The 18,566-nt window shown below is 61.9% G+C and carries 22 protein-coding genes; 16 read left to right on the forward strand and 6 right to left on the reverse strand.

Going from position 1 to position 18,566, the window contains the following annotated elements; all coding sequences use genetic code 11:
- Positions 1-10: 10 nt before the first annotated feature.
- Positions 11-403, forward strand: a complete 393-nt coding sequence (locus AC1DZ5_RS15850) for a hypothetical protein (RefSeq protein WP_477890727.1) — start codon at positions 11-13, stop codon at positions 401-403.
- Between the two features lie 18 nt (positions 404-421).
- Here AC1DZ5_RS15850 and AC1DZ5_RS15855 read toward each other — a convergent pair whose 3' ends face one another.
- Positions 422-1,117 (reverse strand): ComF family protein, encoded by a 696-nt coding sequence (locus AC1DZ5_RS15855; RefSeq protein WP_477890729.1) that lies wholly within the window; start codon positions 1,115-1,117, stop codon positions 422-424.
- Positions 1,118-1,156: 39 nt separating this feature from the next.
- Here AC1DZ5_RS15855 and AC1DZ5_RS15860 point away from each other — a divergent pair, with 39 nt between their 5' ends.
- The 8 genes from AC1DZ5_RS15860 to AC1DZ5_RS15895 all read left to right on the forward strand — a co-directional run bounded on the left by AC1DZ5_RS15860 (position 1,157) and on the right by AC1DZ5_RS15895 (position 7,450).
- Positions 1,157-2,077 carry a class I SAM-dependent methyltransferase gene (locus AC1DZ5_RS15860; protein WP_477890731.1) on the forward strand — a complete coding sequence of 307 codons (921 nt, stop codon included), beginning with the start codon at positions 1,157-1,159 and terminating at the stop codon, positions 2,075-2,077.
- Positions 2,078-2,220: 143 nt separating this feature from the next.
- Entirely contained in the window at positions 2,221-2,697 is a 477-nt protein-coding gene (locus AC1DZ5_RS15865) for a DUF2244 domain-containing protein (RefSeq protein ID WP_477890733.1), read from the forward strand.
- A 56-nt stretch (positions 2,698-2,753) separates the two neighbouring features.
- On the forward strand, positions 2,754-3,938 hold the full coding sequence (gene coxB, locus AC1DZ5_RS15870) for a cytochrome c oxidase subunit II (RefSeq protein WP_477890735.1): 1,185 nt from the start codon (positions 2,754-2,756) through the stop codon (positions 3,936-3,938).
- A gap of 41 nt (positions 3,939-3,979) precedes the next feature.
- On the forward strand, positions 3,980-5,596 hold the full coding sequence (ctaD, locus tag AC1DZ5_RS15875) for a cytochrome c oxidase subunit I (protein WP_477890737.1): 1,617 nt from the start codon (positions 3,980-3,982) through the stop codon (positions 5,594-5,596).
- On the forward strand, positions 5,596-5,709 hold the full coding sequence (locus tag AC1DZ5_RS15880) for a cytochrome oxidase small assembly protein (protein WP_477890739.1): 114 nt from the start codon (positions 5,596-5,598) through the stop codon (positions 5,707-5,709). Before ctaD ends, AC1DZ5_RS15880 begins: the two co-directional genes overlap by 1 nt.
- A 3-nt stretch (positions 5,710-5,712) precedes the next feature.
- A complete protein-coding gene (locus AC1DZ5_RS15885; protein ID WP_477890741.1) occupies positions 5,713-6,309 on the forward strand; it encodes a cytochrome c oxidase assembly protein in 597 nt (198 codons plus the stop codon).
- Complete coding sequence (locus tag AC1DZ5_RS15890; RefSeq protein ID WP_477890743.1) at positions 6,309-6,515, forward strand: DUF2970 domain-containing protein; 207 nt, start codon at positions 6,309-6,311, stop codon at positions 6,513-6,515. The genes AC1DZ5_RS15885 and AC1DZ5_RS15890 overlap by 1 nt, the downstream gene beginning before the upstream one ends.
- Before the next feature lie 53 nt (positions 6,516-6,568).
- Positions 6,569-7,450: a cytochrome c oxidase subunit 3 gene (locus AC1DZ5_RS15895; RefSeq protein WP_310340152.1), complete on the forward strand. Its 882-nt coding sequence runs from the start codon at positions 6,569-6,571 to the stop codon at positions 7,448-7,450.
- 78 nt (positions 7,451-7,528) lie between these two features.
- Here the strand turns inward: AC1DZ5_RS15895 and AC1DZ5_RS15900 are convergent, their stop codons facing one another.
- On the reverse strand, positions 7,529-7,750 hold the full coding sequence (locus AC1DZ5_RS15900) for a twin transmembrane helix small protein (RefSeq protein WP_477890745.1): 222 nt from the start codon (positions 7,748-7,750) through the stop codon (positions 7,529-7,531).
- Between the two features lie 15 nt (positions 7,751-7,765).
- On the opposite strand from AC1DZ5_RS15900, the gene AC1DZ5_RS15905 reads away from it, so the two are divergent.
- The 6 genes from AC1DZ5_RS15905 (at position 7,766) to AC1DZ5_RS15930 (ending at position 12,679) form a co-directional block, all read left to right on the forward strand.
- Entirely contained in the window at positions 7,766-8,506 is a 741-nt protein-coding gene (locus AC1DZ5_RS15905) for an SURF1 family protein (RefSeq protein ID WP_477890747.1), read from the forward strand.
- Positions 8,499-9,188 (forward strand): hypothetical protein, encoded by a 690-nt coding sequence (locus AC1DZ5_RS15910; protein ID WP_477890749.1) that lies wholly within the window; start codon positions 8,499-8,501, stop codon positions 9,186-9,188. Before AC1DZ5_RS15905 ends, AC1DZ5_RS15910 begins: the two co-directional genes overlap by 8 nt.
- A 17-nt stretch (positions 9,189-9,205) precedes the next feature.
- Positions 9,206-10,324 carry a COX15/CtaA family protein gene (locus AC1DZ5_RS15915; RefSeq protein WP_477890751.1) on the forward strand — a complete coding sequence of 373 codons (1,119 nt, stop codon included), beginning with the start codon at positions 9,206-9,208 and terminating at the stop codon, positions 10,322-10,324.
- The gene (cyoE, locus tag AC1DZ5_RS15920) at positions 10,321-11,217 is read left to right on the forward strand and encodes a heme o synthase (protein WP_477890753.1); all 897 of its coding nucleotides are present in this window, start codon (positions 10,321-10,323) and stop codon (positions 11,215-11,217) included. Before AC1DZ5_RS15915 ends, cyoE begins: the two co-directional genes overlap by 4 nt.
- A 7-nt stretch (positions 11,218-11,224) precedes the next feature.
- On the forward strand, positions 11,225-11,836 hold the full coding sequence (locus tag AC1DZ5_RS15925; RefSeq protein WP_477890755.1) for an SCO family protein: 612 nt from the start codon (positions 11,225-11,227) through the stop codon (positions 11,834-11,836).
- A gap of 111 nt (positions 11,837-11,947) precedes the next feature.
- Positions 11,948-12,679: a Crp/Fnr family transcriptional regulator gene (locus AC1DZ5_RS15930; RefSeq protein ID WP_477890757.1), complete on the forward strand. Its 732-nt coding sequence runs from the start codon at positions 11,948-11,950 to the stop codon at positions 12,677-12,679.
- Between the two features lie 32 nt (positions 12,680-12,711).
- Here AC1DZ5_RS15930 and AC1DZ5_RS15935 read toward each other — a convergent pair whose 3' ends face one another.
- The 3 genes from AC1DZ5_RS15935 to AC1DZ5_RS15945 form a co-directional block, all read right to left on the reverse strand.
- Positions 12,712-13,704, reverse strand: coding sequence for a Bug family tripartite tricarboxylate transporter substrate binding protein (locus AC1DZ5_RS15935; RefSeq protein WP_477890759.1), 993 nt, complete (start codon positions 13,702-13,704; stop codon positions 12,712-12,714).
- 97 nt (positions 13,705-13,801) lie between these two features.
- Complete coding sequence (rpoH, locus tag AC1DZ5_RS15940; protein ID WP_477890761.1) at positions 13,802-14,743, reverse strand: RNA polymerase sigma factor RpoH; 942 nt, start codon at positions 14,741-14,743, stop codon at positions 13,802-13,804.
- 135 nt (positions 14,744-14,878) lie between these two features.
- Positions 14,879-15,529 carry a LysE/ArgO family amino acid transporter gene (locus tag AC1DZ5_RS15945; RefSeq protein ID WP_477890763.1) on the reverse strand — a complete coding sequence of 217 codons (651 nt, stop codon included), beginning with the start codon at positions 15,527-15,529 and terminating at the stop codon, positions 14,879-14,881.
- A 72-nt stretch (positions 15,530-15,601) separates the two neighbouring features.
- Between AC1DZ5_RS15945 and AC1DZ5_RS15950 the strand changes: the two genes are divergently transcribed.
- Positions 15,602-16,501 (forward strand): LysR family transcriptional regulator ArgP, encoded by a 900-nt coding sequence (locus AC1DZ5_RS15950; RefSeq protein ID WP_477890765.1) that lies wholly within the window; start codon positions 15,602-15,604, stop codon positions 16,499-16,501.
- 50 nt (positions 16,502-16,551) lie between these two features.
- Here the strand turns inward: AC1DZ5_RS15950 and fusA are convergent, their stop codons facing one another.
- On the reverse strand, positions 16,552-18,558 hold the full coding sequence (gene fusA / locus AC1DZ5_RS15955) for an elongation factor G (RefSeq protein ID WP_477890767.1): 2,007 nt from the start codon (positions 18,556-18,558) through the stop codon (positions 16,552-16,554).
- Between the last annotated feature and the right edge of the window lie 8 nt (positions 18,559-18,566).

An 18,566-nucleotide genomic window follows, 5' to 3' on the forward strand; every position in this document is an offset into this window, starting at 1 on the left:
GGGGTGTGCCATGAAAACCTTGGACCAGCTGCACAAAGACTTTGGTGCGTTTTATCCCACTGGCCATACGGTGGTCGCGTTTCAAGACCTGGAGGACGCGCACCAGGTGCTGCAAGAGCTACGCGCACAGGGGCTGGCGGCGAGCGACTCCATGGAGCTACTCCCAGAACAGATGGCCGAGTTTGCGGAAAGAAACATTCACGAGGCGGGCTTTCTGGCCAGCCTAGGCACCAGCCTCTCGACCCTGCAGGCGTTTCTGGACGCGGCCCACGAAGGTGCCACCTTCTTGATCCTGGCCACGCCGGACGACGCCAGCGCCGAGCGCGTCAAAGAGGCCATCCACCACGTGTCCTTCGTGTTGGCCGAACGCTACCACCGCCTGGCCATCGAGACCCTGCACTGAGCGTCCCCCACGGACCGGCTACTCGGTCCGCGCGAACACCAGCACGGTGATGTGGGCCACGCCGGCGCCGCGCAAAGCGGTGCTGGCCGCGTGCAGTGAGGCGCCGCTGGTCATCACATCGTCCACCAGCACCACGCGCCGGTCGCGCAGCTCGCCCACGCGCAGCGGCTCCACCGCAAATGCACCTTGCACGCTGTGCAGCCGCTCCTTGCGCGGCAGGCTGCTTTGGGGTGGTGTGTCTTTCACGCGCAGCAGCAGGTCGGTGCGCAGCTTGTGCGGCGCCAGGCGACACGCCAGTTCCAGCGATTGGTTGAAGCCGCGGCTTTGCAGGCGCTGCCGTGACAAGGGCAGGGGCAACACGAGGTCGGCCGCGTCCAGCGCGGGCTCTACCCAAGGCGCACTGTGCATCAGCGTAGCGAGGGTGCCGGCCCAGGCCGGGTGCTGTTGAAATTTGAAGTCCACCACCAGGCCGGACCAGGGGTAGGCATACGCCACGGCCGCCAAGGCCGCATCCCATGGGGGTGGCGTGGTGATGCAGGCGCCGCAGCGCGGCATGCCCGCAGGCAGCGGCAGGGCACAGTGCGCGCAGCGGTGCACGGGTTGCGCAAACTGCGCCACGCAGTCTTCACAGACCGCCTGGGCGGGCCAGGCATGGCACACGGCGCACCGGCTGGGCAGCCGCCGCGATACCCCCTGAAGCAGCTGGCGGAACATGCAGGCAATATACTCGCGACCGCCTTTTGCACCCTCCTCATGAGCACCCAGCGCCCCCCCACCATCGACCCCGTTGCCGCTACGCGTTGGGCCCAACGGCGCCCGGTGCCCGGTGAGACGTCGCCCTGGCTGCATGAGGAAGTGGCCCGCCGCATGGAAGACCGCCTGCAGTGGATCGTGCAAAAGCCCAAACAATGGGTGCACTGGGGCCCGTTGCAGGGTGGCGTGCAGGCCCAGGCGCTGCTGAGCCAGCGCTACCCTGATTCCGAGTGTTTTGTGCTCGAAGCCCCCGTGGAACGTGCGCGAGCAGCTCATGATTTGATAGCAAAGCCCTGGTGGCAACCGGCCCGCTGGCGTGGCCCCAAGTTGCACTTTGCCGCGCCCGCGCAGCCGGTGCAGATGCTGTGGGCGAATATGGCGCTGCACACCGCCGCCGACCCCGAGGCCCTGATCGGTGAGTGGCACCGTTTGCTGTCGGTTGAAGGCTTTGCGATGTTTTCTTGTCTGGGGCCCGACACGCTGCGCGAGTTGCATGCGGTGTACGCGCGCATAGGCTGGCCCGTGCCCGGCCACGAGTTCACCGACATGCATGACTGGGGCGACATGCTGGTCCATGCAGGCTTTGCCGAACCGGTGATGGACATGGAGCGCATCACGCTGACCTACTCCACACCGCAGAGCCTGCTGGCCGAGCTGCGTGGCCTGGGGCGCAATCTGCATCCGCAGCGTTTTGCCGGCCTGCGTTCGCGCGCCTGGCTGGGGCGTTTGCATGCGGCGCTGTCGCAGGGGCTGGCCACGTCCGTGGGTGATGGACGGCTGCAGGTGACCTTTGAAATCGTCTACGGCCATGCCTTCAAACCCCGGCCTCGGCTGAAGGTGCAGCCCGAGACCACGGTGTCGCTGGAACAGATGCGATCCGTTCTCAAGCACGGCCCAACGGGCGCCAAAACCGGCGCCTGAGCGACGATCCCGGGGCGCAGTTTTGCCTTTTTGGGGCGGATTCAGAGGTCGGCTCGACTACAATGCGTGGATTAGAGGTAACGGCATTTCCCCTGCAGTCTCGACTCGGCCAGTGATTGGCTGGGCCATTTCGGGCAAGACGCATGACGAATCTGGTTTTTCGCTTTGCGACGGTACAAGGGCGGCACGTTCAGTGGTTTCTTAGGCGTAACTGTTCAGTCACGCCGGTTCAACTGGTCTGGCTGTATGTGTCACTGTGTGTAGTTTCTCTGGGTATCGGAATCTTTTTCTGGGTCCAGGGCGCAACACTGGTGATGCCCTTTGCATCACTCGAACTGATGGCAGTGGGGTTGGCGTTTGTGGTGTATGCCCGGCATGCCACCGACGGCGAGCACATCTCCTTGCAGGAGGGGCAGCTTGTGGTCGAGTGGGAGAGTGCGGGCAAACTCGAACGTGCCGAATTTCAGAGAGATTGGGTCAGGGTGGAGCCGCGTGCGGGGGGCGGATCGTTGATCGAGTTGTCCGGGCGAGGGCGAACCATCCGGGTAGGGCGTTTTATCCGGCCAGAGCTGCGACCGCTGCTGGCCCGTGAAATCCGGCTTGCCCTGCGTGCTGCCTGAACGGGCCTGCACGCTTTACGCATTTGGTAATTTTGGGGCTTAGAAAAGTGAACACGATGAAGAGCATATTGAACAAATTGGCTTCACTGCTGCTGGCAGCAGGTGCATGGGCTGGCACTGCAGCATTCACCCTGGCGCATGCCGTCAATGACTTGCCCGGCGGGCCAGCGGTGAACCAGCTGAACCTGGCGCCCGCGGTGACCAACATTGCCCGCGAGCAGCAATGGCTGCACTGGTTCATGCTCATTGTGTGCTCGGTCATCTTCTTGGCCGTGTTCTCGGTGATGTTCTATTCCATCTGGAAGCACCGCAAGTCGCAAGGCTACAAGGCCGCCACTTTCCATGAGTCGGTGACTGTAGAAATCATCTGGACCATCGTCCCCTTCGTCATCGTGATCCTGATGGCACTGCCTGCCACCAAGGTGGTGGTGGCCATGAAAGACACCACCAACGCCGACCTGACCATCAAGGCCACCGGCATGCAGTGGAAATGGGGTTATGACTACCTCAAGGGTGAAGGCGAAGGCATTGGCTTTGTCTCCACCCTGGACAGTGACCAGCGCGCCATGTCCGACGCCGGCGGCCCCAAGAAGGGCGAGTCGGTCGACAACTACCTGCTGAAGGTTGATTTTCCGCTGGTGGTGCCCGTGGACAAGAAAATCCGCATCATCACCACCGCCAATGACGTGATCCACGCTTTCATGGTGCCCGCTTTCGGTATCAAGCAGGATGCGATTCCCGGCTTCGTGCGTGACACCTGGTTTCGTGCTGAAAAAGTGGGCGACTACTACGGCCAGTGCGCCGAGCTTTGCGGCAAGGAACACGCCTACATGCCCATCCACGTGAAGGTGCTGTCCGCTGAGGACTACTCTAAGTGGGTGGCTGTGGAGCAGAAGAAACTGGCTGCCAAGGCCGATGACCCCACCAAGGTCTGGGCGCTGGACGACATCACCAAGCGCGGCGAAAAAGTCTACGCACAAAACTGCGCGGCCTGCCACCAGGCCAACGGCAAGGGTGCTGGCCCGGTCAAGCCCCTGGACGGCGCTGCCGTGGTGCTCGATGCTGACAAGAACAAACAAATCGCGGTTCTGCTGAATGGCCAGAACAACGGTGCCATGCCTTCCTGGAAGGCCTTGAGCGACACCGACATCGCGGCGGTTATCAGCTATACCAAGAACAACTGGTCTAACAAGACGGGTCAACTGGTGCAGCCAGCCGACGTGTTGGCATTGCGCAAGTAATGTTCCCCAGACTGAACGAAGAGAATTGAGAAGGACAGCAGATGAGCGCCGTACTAGACCATCACGACCACGCCCATGACGACCACCACCACGCCCCCACGGGCTGGCAGCGCTGGGTGTTTGCGACCAACCACAAAGACATCGGTACCCTGTACCTGTTGTTCAGCTTCACCATGCTGATCATCGGCGGCATTTTGGCCCTGCTGATCCGCGCCGAGCTGTTCCAGCCCGGTCTGCAACTGGTGAACCCCGAGTTGTTCAACTCGCTCACCACCATGCACGGTCTGATCATGGTGTTCGGCGCCATCATGCCGGGCTTCGTGGGCTTCGCAAACTGGATGATCCCGCTGCAAATCGGCGCATCCGACATGGCCTTCGCCCGTATGAACAACTTCAGCTTCTGGCTGATGATTCCTGCGGCGTTGATGCTGGTGGGCTCGTTCTTCATGCCCGGTGGCGCACCTGCTGCCGGCTGGACTTTGTATGCACCGCTGACCCTGCAAATGGGCCCTTCCATGGACGCCGGCATTTTTGCCATGCACATCCTGGGGGCTTCTTCCATCATGGGCTCGATCAACATCATCGTGACCGTCCTGAATATGCGCGCGCCCGGCATGACGCTGATGAAGATGCCCATGTTCGCCTGGACCTGGCTGATCACCGCCTATCTGCTGATCGCCGTGATGCCCGTGTTGGCAGGCGCGATCACCATGACGCTGACCGACCGCCACTTTGGCACCAGCTTCTTCAACCCCGCCGGTGGCGGTGACCCGGTGATGTACCAGCACATCTTCTGGTTCTTCGGCCACCCTGAGGTCTACATCATGATCTTGCCGGCCTTCGGCATCGTCAGCCAGATTGTTCCCGCATTCGCGCGCAAGAAGCTGTTCGGCTACGCCTCCATGGTGTACGCCACATCCTCCATTGCCATCCTGTCCTTCATCGTGTGGGCGCACCACATGTTCACCACTGGTATGCCGGTGACAGGCCAGCTGTTTTTCATGTACGCCACGATGTTGATCGCGGTGCCGACTGCCGTGAAGATCTTCAACTGGATCGCCACCATGTGGCAAGGTTCCATGACGTTTGAAACCCCCATGCTGTTTGCCGTGGGCTTCATCTTCGTGTTCACCATGGGTGGCTTCACCGGCCTGATTCTGGCCATGGCACCTATCGACATCCAGCTGCAAGACACCTACTACGTGGTGGCCCACTTCCACTACGTGCTGGTGGCCGGCTCCTTGTACGCCATGTTCGCAGGCTTCTACTACTGGTCGCCCAAGTGGACTGGTGTGATGTACAACGAAACCCGCGGCAAGATCCACTTCTGGTGGTCCCTGATTGCGTTCAACGTGACCTTCTTCCCCATGCACTTTTTGGGTCTGGCCGGCATGCCCCGTCGCTACGCCGATTACCCCATGCAGTTTGCCGACTTCAATGCGGTGGCATCGGTAGGCGCTTTCGCTTTCGGTCTGGCACAGGTCTACTTCTTCCTGTTCGTGGTGTTGCCCATCATGTTGGGCAAGGGCGAAAAAGCCCCCCAGAAGCCTTGGGAAGCGGCTGAAGGTCTGGAATGGGAAGTGCCATCGCCCGCACCGTTCCACACCTTTGAGAACCCGCCCAAGCTGGACGCAACCGCCACCAAGGTGATCGGCTGATGTCTACGCCAGAGCAAAAGAAAGCCAATGTGCGCCTGGGCCTGATTCTGGCCTCGGTGGCGGCGGTGTTCTTCATCGGCTTCATGGCCAAGATGGTGATGCTCGGAAAGTAAAGCATGGGCTTGAAGCGCGAAAATTCCCGGATGGTGGGCAAGCTGGCGGTGATCACCGTTGGCATGTTCGCCTTCGGCTACGCGCTGGTGCCGATTTACAAAAGCATTTGCGAAATGACCGGCATCAACATCCTGGCCCTGGGCGAGCAGGTGGTGTCGGGGCAAAAGGCCAATGTGGTGAATACGCAGGTGGATACCTCGCGCACCATCACGGTAGAGTTCGATGCGAACTCACGCGGCCCTTGGGATTTCAAGCCCGCGCAACGCTCGGTGCAGGTGCACCCCGGTGAAATCACCACGGTGATGTACGAGTTTCAGAATATTCAGAACCGCCGCATGTCGGCCCAGGCTATTCCCAGCTACGCGCCGCTGCAGGCATCAGCGCATTTCAACAAGCTGGAGTGCTTCTGCTTCAACCAGTACACGCTGGAACCGGGTGAGAAGAAGGCCTGGCCCGTGGTGTTTGTGATCGACCCGAAGTTGTCCAAGGACGTGAGCACCATCACCTTGTCCTACACCTTTTTTGAGGTGGGTGGTAAAACGCCGGCGGCTCCGGTGGCCAGCGTGAAAGTGCCGACCGCGGAAAGCGCAGGTTCGTGATGGAGCCGAAGGTGCCCGCCAAGGCCTCTTTCCTTCACAGTGTGAAGCTGGTGGCGTGGTCGTTTTTAGGTATTCGTAGCAACAAGGGCTACCGCGATGACTTGGCCAAGGTCAACCCTATGCACGTGGTGGTGGTGGGCATCATGGGCGCGTTGTTGCTAGTGGTAATTTTGATCAGTTTGGCGAAATGGGCTGTGGCCTCCTGAGCGAGTACCCGCCCGATTTCAGAGATTTGGATTAGAGAAGGAATGGAGCAAAAATGAGTTCAACAACACATGGTGGCACGCCGTACTACTTTGTACCGGGGCCTTCGCGTCACCCGGTCATGGCGGCTGCCGGACTGTTCTTTGTGATTCTGGGCGCAGGCCAATGGGTGAACGGTGCCGATTGGGGCAAGTACTCCCTGGCGCTGGGCTTGGTCTGGTGGCTGGCCGTGTTGTACCAATGGTTTGGTGACGCCATCAGTGAAAGCGAAGGCGGTCAGTACGGTCGCAAGATCGACATCTCCTTCCGCTGGAGCATGAGCTGGTTCATCTTCTCTGAAGTGATGTTCTTCGGTGCCTTCTTCACCGCGCTGTGGTGGGCCCGTTCGCACTCGGTGCCAGCACTGGGTAGCCTAGACAACGCGTTGCTGTGGCCTGACTTCAAGGCCGTGTGGCCCAGCTTGGCTGCCGGTGCCACGGCATCGCCTGGCGGCATTGTGGAGTCGTTCACGACCATGGGTCCCTGGCCCATTCCCACCATCAATACGGCGTTGCTGCTGTCATCTGGCGTGACGCTGACGATTGCCCACCATGCGCTGATCGACGGCAACCGTAGCAAGACGATTCGCTTCATGTGGGTCACCGTGCTGTTGGGTGTTCTCTTCCTGTGCCTGCAGGGCTATGAGTACCACGAAGCCTATACCGAGATGAACCTGAAGTTGAGCTCCGGTGTGTTCGGCTCCACGTTCTTCATGCTGACCGGCTTCCACGGTTTCCACGTTTTCGTGGGCATGCTGATGCTGTTGTTCATCACCCTGCGCCTGCAAAAGGGTCACTTCACCCCCGAAAAGCATTTCGGTTTTGAAGGCGCTGCCTGGTACTGGCACTTTGTGGACGTGGTGTGGTTGGGCTTGTACATCCTGGTGTACTGGTTCTAAGCTGCCAACGGCACAACAAAAAGGCACCGCATGCGGTGCCTTTTTTAATGGAGGTCTGCAGGGGAGGGGGCTTGCGGTTCACCGGCCGGGTGGAATGCCGGTGGGGTGGATGTAGCCCAGCTGCCATGCCACCAGAATGCAGACAAACAGCAAAATGGAAAACCCCACACGGAATGCCAGTGCGCGCGCCATGCCGCGGGATTTTGAGGCGGCGGTTTTTCCACCGCGCAGCATGAAGTACAGCGCTGCGGCCAGGCTGCCCAGAATGGCGACGAACGCCAAGATTACGAGGTAGGTCATGAACAGGATTATCGGATGAGTGCACGCAGCCGTTTGCTGCTGGTGGGTATGGCGGCCTTGCTCGGGGTGGGCGTCACCGTGTCCTTGGGGCGTTGGCAGCTGGACCGGGCCGCGCAAAAGGAAGTGCTGGCGGCCTCTATCCAGCAGCAGGGTGCGCTGGCGCCACTGCCGACCGCCCAGTTGCTGGCGGCCACTGCGGGGCCGCAGGTACAGGCGTTGCTGCACCGGTCTGTCGTGCTGACTGGCACCTGGCTGGCGGAGCGCACGGTGTTTCTGGACAACCGGCAAATGCAGGCCCGCGTGGGTTTCTTTGCGCTCACGCCGTTGCGGCTGACAGGCACTGACACCGTGGTGATGGTGCAGCGTGGCTGGTTGCCGCGCAATTTTGAAGACCGCACCAAGTTGCCCGATCTGCTGACGCCGGGCGGGACGGTGGAGGTCCAAGGGCGTATTGCCCCCCCACCTTCCAAGCTTTACGAGCCCGGCGTGCCCGCGCTAGGCGCAATCCGGCAAAATCTCGACCTGGACCAGTTCCGCACCGAGACCGGCCTGCCGCTGCGCACCGATATCACGCTGCAGCAAACCGGCGCGGCCAGCGAAGGGCTGCTGCGCGACTGGCCTGCCATCAACCTGGGTGTGGACAAGCACTACGGCTATGCGGCGCAATGGTTTGCGCTGGCCGTGCTGATCGTGGTGCTGTTTGCCTGGTTTCAAATTCGACCGTTTTTTCAAGTGATCAAGGATTCCCATGTCTAGCGCCAACCCCCAAGACGACCACCCACTGGGGATGACTGTGCACTCCATGCCGATGGCTGACCAGGGGCTGACCCAGGCTGTCGCACGCACCCGCCTGGGCCGTTGGAAGATGATGCTGGTGATGTTGGTGTGTGCAGCGCCCGTGGTGGCCTCGTACTTCACCTACTACGTGGTGCGTCCCGAAGGCCGCCGCAACTTTGGCACCCTGATCGAACCTCAGCGCCCTTTGCCTGATGTGGTGGGTACGGCCCTGGATGCCAAGTCCGTGAACCTGCGCGACCTCAAGGGCCAGTGGCTGTTTATCAGCGTGGCCGGTGCCGCCTGCGATGACGCCTGCGCCCAGCGCCTGTACCTGCAGCGGCAGCTGCGCGAAACCCTGGGGAAGGAAAAAGACCGCGTGGACTGGGTCTGGCTGATCAACGACACGGCCCAAGTGCCCGAAGCCTTGCGGCCCGCCCTGCAAGGAGCCACCGTGGTGCGCCTGCCAGCCGACGCGCTGGCCCAATGGCTACCCCCGCAAGACGGCGCCCAACTGCAGGAGCACCTGTATTTGGTGGACCCGATCGGCAACCTGATGATGCGCTTCCCGCCCAACCTGACGCCGGAAACTGCCCCCCAGGCCAAGCGCGACATGGACCGCCTGCTGCGCGCCGCCGCGTCGTGGGACAAAGCTGGCCGTTGAACGCCCACTGACGCCGCATGCAAGCTTCTTTGTACGACCTTTCACCCCTGCTGCGTGTGCTGCTGGTGGGGGCCTTGCTGGCCTCGGGCCCGCTGCTGTGGGTGCTGCTGCGCCACGGCCGCAGCAGCCCGGTCGGGCGCTTTCAGGCGCTCACCATCATCACGCTGTTTCTTACGGTCGACCTGGTGCTGTTTGGCGCGTTCACCCGCTTGACCGACAGCGGCCTGGGCTGCCCGGACTGGCCGGGCTGCTACGGTAGCGCCAGCCCGCTGGGTGCGCATGCCGACATTGCCAGCGCCCAGCAAGCCATGCCTACGGGCCCGGTGACGCACAGCAAGGCCTGGATAGAGATGGTGCACCGCTACCTGGCCACGGGTGTGGGTGGCTTGATTCTGGTGCTGGCGCTGGCCGCGTGGCTGGGCCGCAAACGCCCCGCGTGGTCCACGCCCGCCCCCTGGCTGCCCACGCTTACGCTGGTGTGGGTGTGTGTGCAGGGTGCGTTTGGCGCGCTGACCGTGACCATGAAGTTGTTCCCCGCCATCGTGAGCCTGCACCTGCTGGGTGCCTATGTGCTGCTGGCCTTGCTGACCTTGCAGGTGGCGCGCGGCAGTGCTGCCGTGCCGGGGCGGGTGCCACCCTGGGTCGCGCCAACTGCCGGGGTGGCGCTGGCCATGCTGGTGCTGCAGGCCGCGTCGGGCGCCTGGGTCAGTACCAACTACGCGGTGCTGGCCTGCACCGAATTTCCCCAATGCCAGAACAGCTGGTGGCCACATATGGACTTTGCGGGCGGTTTTTCGCTGTGGCGCCCGCTGGGCCTGTCGCCAGACGGGGAGCCCATCAGCTTTCAGGCGCTGACCGCCATCCACTGGGCACATCGCCTGCTGGCCGGGGCCACGGTGCTGGTGCTGGGTGGTTTTGCGTGGCGGCTGCGCGGCGTAGCGGCGTTGCAGCGTCCGGCGCGCTGGCTGGGTGGCTTGCTGCTGTTGCAACTGGCCACGGGTTTGAGCAATGTGGTGCTGGGGTGGCCGCTGTTGGCCGCCGTGATGCACACCGGGGGCGCCGGCGCCCTGCTGGTTACGCTGGTGTGGATTCGCACTCGGGCGGCCGCGGCCCCTTCAACTGGAATTTCTGAATGACTGTGAATGTTTCTCCTGCCCCTCCCTCGGTGCTGCGCCAGTTCCATGCGCTGACCAAACCCCGGGTGATCCAGCTCATCGTGTTTTGCGCACTGATTGGCATGGTGCTGGCTGTGCCAGGTGTGCCCACCTTTCCGCAGATCGGCTTGGCAGCCGTGGCCTGCCTGGGCATCTACCTGGTGGCCGGTGCGGCCGCGGCCTTCAACTGCATTGTGGAAAAAGGCATCGACGCGAAGATGAAGCGCACCGCCTGGCGGCCCACGGCGCGCGGTGAGCTGAGCGACACGCAGACCCTGATCTTCTCGGCCGCGCTGTGCATTGCGGGCTCGGCGCTGCTGTACGTCTGGGTCAACCCGCTGACCATGTGGCTGACCTTTGCCACCTTTGTGGGCTACGCCGTCATCTACACGGTGATCCTCAAGCCGCTGACACCGCAAAACATTGTCATCGGTGGTGCCTCGGGCGCCATGCCACCCGTGTTGGGCTGGGCCGCGATGACGGGCGATGTGGGCCCCGAGGCACTGATCCTCTTCCTCATCATCTTTCTGTGGACGCCGCCGCACTTCTGGGCGCTGGCCTTGTACCGCGTGGAGGACTACCGCAAGTCCGGCCTGCCCATGCTGCCCGTGACCCATGGCAGCGAGTTCACCCGCCTGCAAATCCTGCTCTACACCTTCATGCTGCTGGCGGCCTGCTTGCTGCCGTTTGTGTACGGCATGAGCTCGTGGCTGTACTTGGCGGTGGCCGTGGTGCTGAGCCTGGGTTTCTGCTGGTACGCGCTGCGCCTGCTGCGCAACTACTCCGACGAACTGTCGCGCGCCACCTTCCGCTTCTCCCTGATCCATCTCAGCGTGCTGTTTGCGGCGCTGCTGCTGGACCATTACCTCTTGTGAGCCTGTGATGAACAAACGAAATGCTATTAAATTCATAGCTGGTGGCGCAATGATTGCGGGGGCTGCAGGCATTTTTTCTGCCTGTTCGGAGCAAAAGCCTTCGTTCGCGTCTATTGACGTGACCGGCGCCACCTACGCGCAGGACTTTGCGCTGACCGACCACAACGGCCAGCTGCGCCACCTGGCGGACTTCAAGGGCAAGGTGGTGGTCATGTTCTTTGGCTATACGCAATGCCCCGACGTCTGCCCCACCTACATGGCCGAGCTGGCCGAAGTGAAGCAACTACTGGGCAAAGATGGCGACCGTCTGCAGGGCCTATTCGTCACGGTGGACCCGGCGCGTGACACGCCTGAGGTGCTCAAGGGCTATATGGGCAACTTCGACCCAACCTTTTTGGCGCTGACCACCACGCCCGACAAGCTGGCCGAGCTGGCCAAGGACTACAAGGTCTACTACAAGAAGGTAGACGGCAAGACCCCCACCAGCTACACCATGGACCACTCCGCGGGTAGCTATGTGTATGACACGCAGGGCCGTCTGCGCTTATTCACACGCTATGGCAGCGGCGCCAAGGTGCTGGCGGCAGATATTGCCCAGCTCTTCAAGCAAACCTCCTAAGCGCAACGGCTGCTTGTAGGACTAGACCGACCCCAGCAAGCGGCCAACGCTGATATCCGTAGTAACCCGAATTCGGGACCATAGGGCCATCCATCCTTACAGGGAGAGCCCATGAACACCGCATACCGTTATTTCGGCGATATCAAGCAAAACCAGTTGCTCGCCGCCTTGCCCCAAGCTGATGCAGACCGTTGGCGCGGTCAGCTGGAGCCGGTGGAGCTGACGCGCAGCCAGGTGCTTTGTGCCGCTGGCAGCGTGCCGGAGTACGTGTACTTCCCCATCACCGGCATTGCGTCTTTGGTGTACCTCACGCAAGAGGGGGCCTCCGCCGAAGTGGCCGTTGTCGGCAATGACGGCATGGTCGGTGTTTCGCTGTTGCTGGGTGGCGGATCCGCACCCAGTGAAGCGGTTGTGCAGAGCCCGGGTCTGGCCCTCCGACTCAGTGCTTCCTTCCTAAGAAGCGAGATGGACCGTTCTGGCGCCATCGCCAAGGTCATGCTGCGTTACGCCCAAGCCGTGCTGGGGCAGGTGGCCCAAACCGCGGTGTGCAACCGCTACCACTCCATCGAGCAGCAACTGTGCCGGCGTCTGTTGCTGGGCTTGGACCGTTCGTATTCAGATGAAATAGAAATGACCCACGAGCTGGCTGCCAATCTGCTGGGGGTGCGCCGCGAGGGCATCACCATCGCCGCGCACAAGCTGCAAGAGGCCGGGCTGATCCGCTACCACCGCGGCCACATCGTGGTGCTGGACCGCCCGCGCCTGGAAAAACAGACTTGCGAGTGCTACGCGGTCGCCAAGAAAGAATACCGCCGCCTCTTGCCCATGGCCTTGGCGGCATAAAACGGCAGGGGCATACCCACGCTGCCGTGCCATTAGTCGATAGTGATTTTCTGGCTGGTGATGATGCCGCCCAGCAAGGCCGTGTCGGCCTTCACCCGGTTGTTCAGGCCTTCGGCCGATGTGCCCAGTACAGTCCAGCCCTGCTGAAACAGCTTTTGCCGCATCTCGGGTGAGCGGGCAATCTCGCTGAACAGGCTGGCCAGTCGCACGGCCTCGCGCTTGGGCAGGTGATTAGGCGCTGCCACCGCGTTCCAGATCTCCAGATTGAAGTCTTTCACCCCCGCCTCTGACAGGCTGGGAATCTCGGGCGCCAACGGGCTGCGCACACTGGCGGTCACACCAATGGCCTTGAGCTTGCCGGCCTTGATTTGCGCATTGGCCAACGCCGGTGGCAGCAGGCTGAGCTGCAGGTCGCCTGCGATCAGGGCTGTAGCCACCTGCGGGTAGCCAGCGTATGGCACGTGTAGGGGGGCCATTTTCGCTTTGGCCTTCAGCAACTCCATGCCCAGGTGGCCCACGGTGCCTACACCGGGCGTGCCGTAGTTCCACTTGTCGCCCGACTTGCGCGCGGCGGCCAGAAACTCTGCGGCGTTGCTGCCCGGTGCATTCAAGGGCGCCACCAGCACCAGGGGCGAGACACCAATCAGACTGATAGGTTGCAGGTCCTTGAGCGGGTCGTACGGCAGCTTGGGGTTCAGCAGCTTGGCAATCGTCATGTTGCCGTTGATCATCAGCCCGATGGTGTGGTCGTCCGTGGCCTTGGCCACGTAGTCGGCGGCGATGTTGCCAGCGGCCCCCACCTTGTTTTCCACAATCACCGGCTGGCCCAGTGCCTTGGACAGCGGGTCGGCAAAGGCACGTGCCGTCAGGTCGGGCGAGGAGCCGCCGGGAAAACCCACGATGATGCGCAGCGGCCGATTCGGCCATGGAGCGTCGGGTTCAGTGTTATTTTGGGCTATAGCCCCCGTGGATAGTGCGCAGGCAGCTACTAAAAGTGTAGCAATCTTGGCGGCGTTGCGTCGCATGAAAAAAGTCTCCAGTCGGAAAAATGCCCCCTGTGGCCGAAGCCGGCAGGGGGCATTGTCTACCAAGCGCGTGACACGGGGTGCCACGGCGTTGTGTTCAGGCGTATTCAGCCAGGGCAGTTTTCATTTTCTTCATGGCGGCCACCTCGATCTGGCGGATGCGCTCGGCGCTCACGCCGTATTCGGCAGCCAGGTCATGCAGTGTCATGCCACCAGAATTGTCGTCATTCACCTTGAGCCAGCGCTCTTCCACAATGCGGCGGCTGCGCTCGTCCAGGCTGTTCAGCGCGGTGGCAATGCCGTCGGTGGCCAGTACGTCACGCTGGCGTGCCTCAATCATGGCCACGGGCTCATGGTTGGTGTCAGTCAGGTAAGCAATCGGGCCAAACGCGTCTTCACCGTCGTCGGAAGGGCTGGGGTCCAGCAGCACATCACCGCCCGACAGCCGGGTTTCCATCTCGATGACTTCTTCGGGCTTGACGTTGAGCTCACGCGCCATGGCGTTGATTTGCTCAGGATTCATCGTGTCGCGGTGCGTGCCCAGATCGGCGGCCGCATCGTCGCTCTTGAAACGCTGCTTCATGGAGCGCAGGTTGAAGAACAGCTTGCGCTGGGCCTTGGTGGTGGCCACCTTGACCATGCGCCAGTTCTTCAGAATGTATTCGTGGATTTCGGCCTTGATCCAGTGCAGCGCGTAGCTCACCAGGCGCACACCTTGGTCGGGGTCAAAGCGCTTCACCGCCTTCATCAGGCCCACATTGCCTTCCTGGATCAGGTCGCCGTGAGGCAGACCGTAGCCCAGGTATTGGCGGGATACGGAGACCACCAAACGCAAGTGAGAGAGCACTAACTTACCGGCAGCTTCAAGGTCATTGTCATTCTTGAACTTGCGGGCGAACTCCTGCTCTCCTTCCAGCGTGAGCATGGGCAGGCGGTTGGCGGCGGAAATATAAGCGTCCAGGTTCCCCAGCGGCGGTACCAGCGACCACGGATTGGCCGTGGCCAGAGCGGTTTGGGGGGTAGCAAGCAAAGCGGACATTCAGAACCTCCTTGTGTTCATGACTCAAATATTAGCACTCTGTATGAGCGAGTGCTAATTGCTTGGTTCAATGTCCTGGATAGAAAAAGGATGTTTTTTTGTAAAGTTTGGGTGTTGCAGGCGCTTGCGCCGGTTCTAGATTCCGGCCCACACCTGTCGCACCAGCAAAAGGGCAATGGCCCACATGGTCAACCCAATCAGCCCATCCAGTATTTGCCAGGCTTTGGGTCGTGCAAACCAGGGCGCTAGCCAACGCGCCCCAAACCCAAGTAGACCGAACCAGAACAGGCTGGCAACGCTGGAGCCCGCGATAAACCAAGGCCGCAACGCTGCGGACTGCTGCGCGCCAATGCTGCCGACCAGCAATACGGTGTCCAGGTACACATGGGGATTGAGCAGCGTGAACGCCGCGGCCTGTGCCATGGCGCTAGCCAGGCTCAGTACCGCCCCTGTTTCCGTTGCGCGCAACTGGTTGGCTTGCCGCGCACGTCGCAGGGCTTGCCATCCATAGGTGGCCAAAAAAAGGGCTCCTGCCAGTGCCAATGCACGAGCAACGTCCGGGCGCTCGCCCAGTGCCTGCGCCATGCCCATCACCCCGACGGTGATGAGCAGGGCATCCGCCAAGGCACAAAACAGCACGACCGCTCCCACATGTTCACGGCGCAGACCTTGCCTGAGCACAAAGGCGTTTTGGGCGCCTATGGCCACGATGAGTCCCAGGCTCAGGCCCAGGCCTTGAATAAATACAGGCAGCACGTTTGTAAAGGTGTGGGGCAGATTTGTCATGCTGCAAGCTTGCCGTCACCCTGCAATGAAGGCAAACTATCTTTTCTTTATTTAATTAAGAATTTCTAACTTATGCTCGACTATGCCTCGTTGGCGGCGCTGGCCGCCGTGGTGCGCGAAGGCAGCTTTGAACGTGCTGCCCATGCCCTGCACGTCACGCCGTCAGCGGTTTCGCAGCGCATCCGCTTGCTGGAAGAGCGCGTGGGTTGCGCGCTGGTGGTGCGTGAGCAACCTTGTCGCGCCACAGAAACGGGGCGTCGGCTGTGCCAGCATGTGGACCGCGTACGTTTGCTGGAGCACGAGTTGCAAGGTGAACTGCCCGCACTGGAGCAAGAGGGCGGAGCGCGTGTGCCTTTGCCCATTGCCGTGAACGCCGACAGCCTCGCGACCTGGTTTGCCCCCGTGTTGACCGCCTTTGCGGCCGAAGCGCCTGTGCTCATGGAGGTCGCAGTCGATGACCAGGACCACACCGCTGAATGGATGCGTACGGGCGCGGTACTGGCCGCCGTCACGGGCACTGCACGCCCGTCTTCGGGGTGCAATGTGCGGTCGTTGGGCTCTATGCGGTATCTGGCCGCTGCAAGCCCGGCTTTCGTCGAGAGGTACTTTGCCACGGGAGTGGGTGCACAAAGTTTGTCGGTGGCCCCCAGTCTCTTGTTCAACGCCAAGGATGAGTTGCAGTCGCGTTGGGTGCAACGCCTGTGTCACCAACACGTAGAGTTGCCGCGGCACACCTTGCCGTCATCCCATGCCTTCGTCGCAGCGTCCGTTGCCGGTATGGGGTGGGGCCTGCATCCCGAGGCCTTGATCCAGGAGCACCTCAAGGACGGGACGCTGGTCGAACTGGTGCCCAACCACGCCATGGATGTTCCTTTGTATTGGCAGCAGGCCCGCGCGACGTCGTCGTTGCTCGACGGATTGACGCGCAAAGTTCTGGCAGCCGCGAATATGGCGCTATTGCAGCAGGGGTGAGAGGCAAGAAAAAAGGGCGAACCCAATGGATTCGCCCTTCATCCGCGGCCTTAGGCCGCGGCAGCTAGCGCCCTGGGCGCTTCTGCATAGTGGTCAAACTGCATCGAATAGCTGGCGCGCCCCGAGGTCAGGGCACGCAAGCTGCCGATGTAGCCAAACAGGTTCTGCAGCGGCACCATCGCATGGATCACCGCCGCATTGCCCAGCTGGTCTTGCTGGCGCACCAGGGCGCGTCTGCGGTTCAGGTCACCAATGCAGTCGCCCACGTAGTCCAGTGGCGTGGTGACCTGCACCGCCATCACCGGCTCCAGCATGACGGACTCCGCATCCCTTTGCGCTTGTGCAAAGGCCGCACTGCCCGCCAGCTCAAAAGCCAGTGTGGACGAGTCGCGGTCATGGAAACTGCCGTCTTCCAGAACCACCAGCACATCCATCACCGGGTAACCCGCCAGCACGCCTGCGCGCGCCGCACGTCGAACGCCGTCTTCCACGCTGGGAATGAACTCCCGGGGGATCGCTCCACCGGTCACTTCGTTCGCAAAGCGCAGACCGTCACCCCGTGGCAACGGTTCGATGCGCAGCGCCACTTCGGCAAACTGCCCAGGCCCACCGGACTGCTTCTTGTGCACATAGCGCACGCGGGCTTCCCGGGTCACCGTTTCACGCAGGGCAACTTGCGGTTGCCCTGTATGCACCGATACGCCAAAACGGCTGCGCAGCTTCTCCAGCGTGACTTCCAGCTGCAGCTCGCCCACGCCCGAAAGCAGGGTTTGCCCAGACTCGCTGTCCTGGCTCAGACGCAGGCTGGGGTCTTCGTCCACCAAGGTGTGCAGTCCCTTGGAAAAGCTGGCCTGGTCCTCGCGGGCCAGGGGCTCCACTGCCATCGTGATGACGGGCTCGGGTGCGTGAATCTCTTCCAGCACCAGCGGCTGTTCCGGATCACACAGGGTGTGGCCCGTTTTGCTGCCTTTGAGCCCGGCCACGGCCACAATGTCGCCGGCCATGGCGTGCGTCAGCTCCTCACGCTGGTTGGCGTGCATTTGCACCACGCGCGACAGGCGCTCCTTCTGGCCAGTGCTGCTGTTGAGCAGCATGCTGCCGGCCTGCGCCTGCCCGCGGTACACACGCAGGTAACTCAGCGCCCCATGCTCGTCATGGACCACCTTGAACACCAGCGCAGCAAAGCCGTCACCGTCACCCATCGCCTGCGCGCGGTCTTCTGGCGCAGGCAGGTAGTCCACCACGGCGTCCAGCAAAGTCTCAATGCCCTTGTTCTTCAACGCAGAGCCTGCAAAGACCGGCACAAATGCCTGCTTCAGGGTACCCAGGCGGATACACGCGCGCAGCTGTGCCTCCGACACGTCCTGACCGTTCAAATAGGCGGCCAATACCGTGTCGTCTTGCTCCACCGCGGTGTCTACCAAAGCGTCGTGCGCCGCCTGCGCGGCCAACACCATGTGCTCGGGGATGGCCCCGCGCGTCAGCTCGGGCTGGCCGTGTCCATTGCGCGGCCAACGCAGCGCTTGCATGCTGACCAGGTCAATCACACCCTCAAACTCGGCCTCCTGGCCCAAGGGCAGTTGCATGACCAAGGGCTTGGCGCCCAGCCGCTCCGCCATCATCGCCACGACCCGCGCAAAGTCCGCACCGGTGCGGTCCAGCTTATTGATCAAGGCGATGCGCGGCACACCGTATTGGTCTGCCAGGCGCCAGTTGGTTTCCGTTTGCGGCTCCACGCCAGCAACGCCGTCAAACACGACAACCGCACCGTCGAGCACCCGCAAAGAGCGGTTCACTTCGATGTTGAAGTCGATGTGTCCCGGTGTGTCGATCAGGTTGATCTGGTGCGCGCGCCACGCCACCGTAGTTGCCGCACTGTTGATGGTGATGCCGCGTGCACGTTCCTGCGGGTCGTAGTCCATCGTGGTGTTGCCCAGATGGACTTCACCGGTGCGGTGGATGGCACCCGTGACGTAGAGGATCCGTTCGCTGACGGTGGTTTTGCCGGCATCCACGTGCGCAATGATGCCGATGTTGCGAAGTTGTCGCTTGTTCATAGTCGTAT

This window comes from Rhodoferax sp. P1_F3 (genome assembly GCF_056405715.1).

Coding starts and splice junctions, on each gene's coding strand:
- AC1DZ5_RS15850 (WP_477890727.1), top strand. CDS start 11: ATGAAAACCTTGGACCAGCTGCACAAAGACTTTGGTGCGTTTTATCCC.
- AC1DZ5_RS15855 (WP_477890729.1), bottom strand. CDS start 1,117: ATGTTCCGCCAGCTGCTTCAGGGGGTATCGCGGCGGCTGCCCAGCCGG.
- AC1DZ5_RS15860 (WP_477890731.1), top strand. CDS start 1,157: ATGAGCACCCAGCGCCCCCCCACCATCGACCCCGTTGCCGCTACGCGT.
- AC1DZ5_RS15865 (WP_477890733.1), top strand. CDS start 2,221: ATGACGAATCTGGTTTTTCGCTTTGCGACGGTACAAGGGCGGCACGTT.
- coxB (WP_477890735.1), top strand. CDS start 2,754: ATGAAGAGCATATTGAACAAATTGGCTTCACTGCTGCTGGCAGCAGGT.
- ctaD (WP_477890737.1), top strand. CDS start 3,980: ATGAGCGCCGTACTAGACCATCACGACCACGCCCATGACGACCACCAC.
- AC1DZ5_RS15880 (WP_477890739.1), top strand. CDS start 5,596: ATGTCTACGCCAGAGCAAAAGAAAGCCAATGTGCGCCTGGGCCTGATT.
- AC1DZ5_RS15885 (WP_477890741.1), top strand. CDS start 5,713: ATGGGCTTGAAGCGCGAAAATTCCCGGATGGTGGGCAAGCTGGCGGTG.
- AC1DZ5_RS15890 (WP_477890743.1), top strand. CDS start 6,309: ATGGAGCCGAAGGTGCCCGCCAAGGCCTCTTTCCTTCACAGTGTGAAG.
- AC1DZ5_RS15895 (WP_310340152.1), top strand. CDS start 6,569: ATGAGTTCAACAACACATGGTGGCACGCCGTACTACTTTGTACCGGGG.
- AC1DZ5_RS15900 (WP_477890745.1), bottom strand. CDS start 7,750: ATGACCTACCTCGTAATCTTGGCGTTCGTCGCCATTCTGGGCAGCCTG.
- AC1DZ5_RS15905 (WP_477890747.1), top strand. CDS start 7,766: ATGAGTGCACGCAGCCGTTTGCTGCTGGTGGGTATGGCGGCCTTGCTC.
- AC1DZ5_RS15910 (WP_477890749.1), top strand. CDS start 8,499: ATGTCTAGCGCCAACCCCCAAGACGACCACCCACTGGGGATGACTGTG.
- AC1DZ5_RS15915 (WP_477890751.1), top strand. CDS start 9,206: ATGCAAGCTTCTTTGTACGACCTTTCACCCCTGCTGCGTGTGCTGCTG.
- cyoE (WP_477890753.1), top strand. CDS start 10,321: ATGACTGTGAATGTTTCTCCTGCCCCTCCCTCGGTGCTGCGCCAGTTC.
- AC1DZ5_RS15925 (WP_477890755.1), top strand. CDS start 11,225: ATGAACAAACGAAATGCTATTAAATTCATAGCTGGTGGCGCAATGATT.
- AC1DZ5_RS15930 (WP_477890757.1), top strand. CDS start 11,948: ATGAACACCGCATACCGTTATTTCGGCGATATCAAGCAAAACCAGTTG.
- AC1DZ5_RS15935 (WP_477890759.1), bottom strand. CDS start 13,704: ATGCGACGCAACGCCGCCAAGATTGCTACACTTTTAGTAGCTGCCTGC.
- rpoH (WP_477890761.1), bottom strand. CDS start 14,743: ATGTCCGCTTTGCTTGCTACCCCCCAAACCGCTCTGGCCACGGCCAAT.
- AC1DZ5_RS15945 (WP_477890763.1), bottom strand. CDS start 15,529: ATGACAAATCTGCCCCACACCTTTACAAACGTGCTGCCTGTATTTATT.
- AC1DZ5_RS15950 (WP_477890765.1), top strand. CDS start 15,602: ATGCTCGACTATGCCTCGTTGGCGGCGCTGGCCGCCGTGGTGCGCGAA.
- fusA (WP_477890767.1), bottom strand. CDS start 18,558: ATGAACAAGCGACAACTTCGCAACATCGGCATCATTGCGCACGTGGAT.